Raw genomic sequence first — 5139 nt, forward strand, 5'->3', positions numbered from 1 at the left:
CAACCGCCCGTCGACCACGCCATTCTGCTTCACCGTCGCCACGGCTTCGTCCTCCACCACGTCACTCAATACATCGGTCATCATGTTCCTCCTTGTCAGGAGTTACACCGAAAATCGTACAGACCCGTTCGGTCGAGGTCAGGCGAGGAATTCCCGCGCGCGACTATTGGTAGGCGCAAGTATCTTGCCGGTGACGGCGGTTTCGTGGCCGGAGGGTTGCGAACTCTGCTGCCTTTACAAAGAATATTGAGACGGAACCGGGGAAGAGGTTTGGGTGAGTATTCGTGCGCAAGGTGATCGTTTCGCCGTTTGGGACGACGTTCTAGAGTCGTCAGTTCATTCCGAAAAATGGCTAGATTTCCTTGCCGAGGGCTATAAAACCCATTCCTCCGACGTAGCTGGCCACGACTTGCTTACCGGAGATGTTGAGTTTGGGGAACCTCGTTTCCAAACGCTTGCCGAAGCTGAGGCATGCCCAGCTGGAGATATCTCCCGTGTGATTGCCGATTACGCGGTGCGTAGCGCCGACGTAATAGGCGTGTCTGGCGCTGATTGGGCGGGTTTCACATTGACTCCCTGGAAATATCACGCGAATGCCGCGCTGAATTGGCACAACGATGGTGCTGCCGAAAATAGCAAGACCGCCGCAGCTTTCGTGCTCTACATTCATCCGGTCTGGGATGCCTCTTGGTCTGGTGATCTCCTGATTCTCGACCTTCCCGGAAACGACGTCCGGCAAGTCTCGATCCCTGATCAATACGAAGGCAACCCCCTCGGCTATCAGATTCTCCACGCGGGGGACCCGTACTGCGTGATGGCGCGGCCCAACCGGCTGGCCCTATTCAAAGGCGACACTTATCACGCTGTCAGACGTGTAGATCCCTCCGCAGGAAGTCACTACAGAGCCTCCTACACAGGTTTCTTCCTGCGTGAAGACCCGCGCCACTCCGTTTGAGTAGCGCGCCGCAGCGAGAGGAAGGGAGGTGCAACAATGTCCGTCGAAACCATCAAGGCTGAACTCAAGGAAAGCGACGAGACCGTCCGGGATCTGTCGATGCCGTGGGCTCACTAAGAACATCATTTGGCGCGTCACAGCTGCCGCAATGCGTTGTGACGCGCCAATTCGATTTAATGATCGGGTTTGCATTGCCGAAAAACGTTTTACTTGAATCACGGCCGGAGCCTTGCGAGGTGGCTACCTCGGTACTCGCGCTTGAGCCAGCCGCGTCGTTGAAACCGGCTTTATTAGAGAGAGCGAGCTCAGCCGCTCTAGGACAGATTCCAGTAACGAGACGCAGCTCCCAACCGAACTACATCTCTGACCTAGGGCTTCGGGCATTGCCGGATCCGTTCGATTTTCTTCAACTGAGCCTCAAATCGTTTCCCGAATTTCATGCGCTGCTATCCGACGAACGGTTGGGCAGGGGCGTTGATCGTGTTCACCTGGCCTGGAAGAACGGAGCGGGTACCGACGGAGACTTGGCTGGGGTACTAGACGCGTATGTGTCTTTCGCTGGTCTTTGGGGGCATGCCCGTGCCCTCGCCTTGCGTGTAGCGGATGACGTACGGCGTCCCTCGGAATACCGAACCCAGCTCTATCTCGCCGCCATTCTGGCTGCAACTACTGGTGCCAGCAATTCTCATGACCACACTGTAATGGACCTCTTCCAGGAGGCTGCAGAGAACGCCCCATCCGTGACTGATCGGTGCCTAGTCCGGTTGCGCTCAGCAGCGTGGCGAGCCAAGAGGAAAAATGATGCGTCCTCGGCTCGTGCAGAACTTGTTTCAATACGCCGCATCGCAAGGGATGCGCTAATCAACGGGGAGATCGCCAGCGCTGACCACGACATCATTTCGGCTTCGACCCTTAACCTTGAGGCGCTCACCTTTGTGCGGGCCGGCGAAAATGGTCCAGCGGCGATGCTCATGGATGAGGCAATGGATCTTTGCCAAAACGACCTATGGGTGACGCTAGATTACGATGCCGGATATAGGTATCAGACTCAGATTCGAACCAACGTCGCGCAAATGGCCTGGAAGCTAGCGGACCGCCAGAAGGCCCTCTCCTTCCTGGAGCAAAACTTGAGTGTCACGGCCCATCAGCACCCATCTTCCCGGAGTGAAAGTCTGTCAATCGCCGCCTATTACTATTACTTGGACACGCAACACACCTTCGCGTTAAGCCTCGCCGAGGAGGCGTATCTGATCATCGCCGCCGAGGGGTCGCCCAATCGCCTAGCTAAATTGCGGAAGGTTGCCGTAGCTATTCTGGATTCCATGCAGCTCACTGATGAAGCCGCATGGGTACTAGCGCGGATCGAGGAAGACCCATTGGGATTTGATTCCGACTTGCTTGGGCGTACGTTTTGACGCCGGGCGGCCATGCTCTAGAGGTGACGAACGTCACTAGAACTTTCGTTCGGGGCGGGAAATTGAATCGAGCCGTCGATGATGTCAGCCTCGAAATCGGCGCAGGTAAGACTCTTGCGTTGCTTGGCCCAAACGGTGCAGGTAAGACGACGCTCATCAAAATGATCGCGACCCTTCTTGAACCCTCCTCCGGGCGTATTGTTGTCGCCGGGCTCGATATCAAAAGTAACGAGCGACAGGTCCGATCGAATATTGGGCTAGTACTCGGCGGCGACCGTGGCTTCTACCTTCGGGCGAGCGTGCAAGAAAACCTCAACTATTTCGCCTCCCTAGCCCGAGTTAGTAGACGGCGTCGGCCTGCCGTCGTCGCTGCCGTTCTGGACGCAGTCAATCTCGCGGACCGAAAAAGAGATGCCGTCGAAACTCTTTCCCGTGGCCTTCGACAGCGACTCCACATTGCGCGTGGGTTGCTCTCTAACCCTCCTCTACTGTTGCTGGACGAACCCACGATAGGCCTCGACCCGGAAGCAGCGCTAGCACTCCGGGATCTAGTTAGATCGCTCAAATCCGGCGGGCATTCCATCCTGCTCACCACGCACTACCTGTACGAGGCCGAAGCCTTAGCTGATGATGTTGCTGTCATCATCGACGGCCGAATTATCGCCCGCGGAGCGGTCACGGACATTGCCAACGCCGGAGGGATCGGCAACGTGACGGTCGCCACTCTTACACACTTGCCGGACACTCTAGGCAACTCCATTAGCCAACTTGCCGGTGTACGAAATGTCAACTCGGAGCAGGTAGGAGGCCAACGACTCGTCACCGTTTCATGGGAACCGAACCGCGACAATGAACCGCAGCTGCGTGAAGTGCTCGCGACACACGCACCACTCTCAGTAGTTACCCGACCCGCGACTTTGGAAGAGGGATATCTCGCCTTGGTGGCGCGGAGGAGAATGACTATTGGTTGACGCAATTCTGGATTATTCCGGCGAGTTGCGCTTTCACTTCTCGCAACTCCTCAAAAACAGCTACTTTCTGCAATTGGCGCTCATCCCCCCGGCAGTTTTCGTCGCGCTGCGGCTCATGGCTGGGGCAACCGACGCCGCCACGGTATGGGCCGATGGCACAGCTGCTGGGATCTGGACAACTTCTGTGGCAGCCGTTGGCATTATTGGGTTTCAACGCGCTCAAGGTACGCTCGAGTATCTTGTCGGCAGTCCGAGACCGTTGGCGTGGACCCTGAGCCCGCTCGCCATTAGTTGCTCCATTCTCGGGCTGCTGAGCATTCCCGTCACCGCGCTAATCGTTGGGGTGGCTCGAGGCGGCCTGTTCGTCGCCCAGCCACTTTGGTACGCGGTGAGTATTGTCTTGACGCTCATCGCGTGCTCCGTGTCTGCGCTGTGCCTCTCGGGCTTGTTCGTGATCACGCGGCACGCGATTGTTTATGAACCAGTTCTCGTTGCCCCTATCCTGCTACTCTCCGGAGCCGTTCTGCCCTATGACCGGCTAGGGCAACCCTGGCAGAGTATCGCTCTGCTTCATCCGCTAACTGGGGCGGTTGCGCTTCTGCAGGAGTCCGCCGACGGGACGAGTCTGAGCGTCTTCTGGATTGCGCAAGTGTGCGTGACAGCGATCCTTCTCGTTGTTGTAGCCCGGATGATCCTGCGCGCGGCCGAGAAGCACGTAAGAGTCGATGGAACTCTTCATCTGTCATGAGCCGCGTCTCTTTGGGGCTTCTGCTTGACCTCGTTTGGTCCGCGACTCGGATCAGTCTCCGCTCGTTTGACGTCACGCGCTCATGGCGGACGCTGCTCGTAGCTTTGGGCATTGGGCCGTGCCTGCAAGTCGTCTACCTTGTCGGGATGAGCGGGACCACTCAGAGCGATGCTGCACGAATACGCGTCGCCATCGCTGCCGCGCTGCTCAGCGCAGCGATCGCAGCGGTCGAAAGCACATCAATCGTTCTGGCCACAAGTCGCTACGACGGTGCTTTAGCCCCCGTCATGCTCTCAACACTTCCGGCATTCCTGGTGTGGGTAGGCCAAATCATTGCCGCCACTGTTGTCGGCGCCGCCGCAGGACTGATAGGAGTCGGTTTCACCTCGCTCTTTTTCTTCGGTTCAGGCACATCGTTCCCGATTGTTGGGAGCCTGGTAGCGGTGATCGTAACGTCGATCAGCACCGCGGGTTTCGGCTTTGCAGTTGGCGCCCTGAGCCTTCAGCTGAGGGACTCTCTTCTCCCCGCGAGCATCACGGTGAGTGTGATGTTCGTGTTGTGTGGAGTTGTAACGCCACTCTCCAACTATTGGGGACCCTTTCAAATCATCGCGAACGTCGTACCTCTTACCCAGTCCACGGAGGCAATCGATTTCCTCCTGCGCGGTGACCTAGCCTCCTACGCGATACGGCTTGGTATAGCACTCCTGATCGGAGTGGCTTGGACCGTCATAGGCAGCATCGGGTGGAAGATGCTCGATCGGAGAAGCAGGCGGTCGGGTTCGATGGAACTTTTGTAGGGACAATCGCAGCGAGCTGGCCTCAAGGCTTCATACGTGTCTCGCGTAGCGCACCCACAATTGTCCAACCAAGTTGCTTCGCCGGACGCCCGCTGCACCGTACTGACGTACTTACTCTCTTAGCGTGGGCGGATTCAAGCGGTCATTGCACCAGTAGGGTTTTGATCATCTCATCTGGGGTGGCGTATCCGTACCGTTTGCGTGGTCGACGGTTCAGTTGGGCGGCTACGGTGTCGAGCTGCTTCTGGGT

General features: G+C 57.4%; 6 protein-coding genes. All 6 read left to right on the plus strand.

Going from position 1 to position 5139, the window contains the following annotated elements; genetic code table 11:
• Window positions 1-250, plus strand: a 250-nt coding sequence (locus D4765_RS19885; RefSeq protein ID WP_237280563.1) for a hypothetical protein, incomplete at its 5' end; no start/stop codon positions are given.
• Window positions 251-274: 24 nt separating this feature from the next.
• Window positions 275-955, plus strand: a complete 681-nt coding sequence (locus D4765_RS18675) for a 2OG-Fe(II) oxygenase (protein WP_136643815.1) — start codon at window positions 275-277, stop codon at window positions 953-955.
• A 236-nt stretch (window positions 956-1191) separates the two neighbouring features.
• Entirely contained in the window at window positions 1192-2370 is a 1179-nt protein-coding gene (locus tag D4765_RS18680; RefSeq protein ID WP_136643816.1) for a hypothetical protein, read from the plus strand.
• A gap of 23 nt (window positions 2371-2393) precedes the next feature.
• Window positions 2394-3341, plus strand: a complete 948-nt coding sequence (locus D4765_RS18685; RefSeq protein ID WP_136643817.1) for an ABC transporter ATP-binding protein — start codon at window positions 2394-2396, stop codon at window positions 3339-3341.
• Window positions 3334-4089 carry an ABC transporter permease gene (locus D4765_RS18690; protein WP_136643818.1) on the plus strand — a complete coding sequence of 252 codons (756 nt, stop codon included), beginning with the start codon at window positions 3334-3336 and terminating at the stop codon, window positions 4087-4089. The genes D4765_RS18685 and D4765_RS18690 overlap by 8 nt, the downstream gene beginning before the upstream one ends.
• Complete coding sequence (locus tag D4765_RS18695; protein WP_136643819.1) at window positions 4086-4889, plus strand: ABC transporter permease; 804 nt, start codon at window positions 4086-4088, stop codon at window positions 4887-4889. Before D4765_RS18690 ends, D4765_RS18695 begins: the two co-directional genes overlap by 4 nt.
• The last annotated feature ends 250 nt before the right edge of the window (window positions 4890-5139 follow it).

This window comes from Subtercola vilae (genome assembly GCF_004923255.1).
GTDB lineage: Bacteria > Actinomycetota > Actinomycetes > Actinomycetales > Microbacteriaceae > Subtercola > Subtercola vilae.

Bases quoted from the DNA above. Each gene is read 5' to 3' on its own strand.
- D4765_RS18695 (WP_136643819.1), top strand. From the start codon at position 4,086: ATGAGCCGCGTCTCTTTGGGGCTTCTGCTTGACCTCGTTTGGTCCGCG.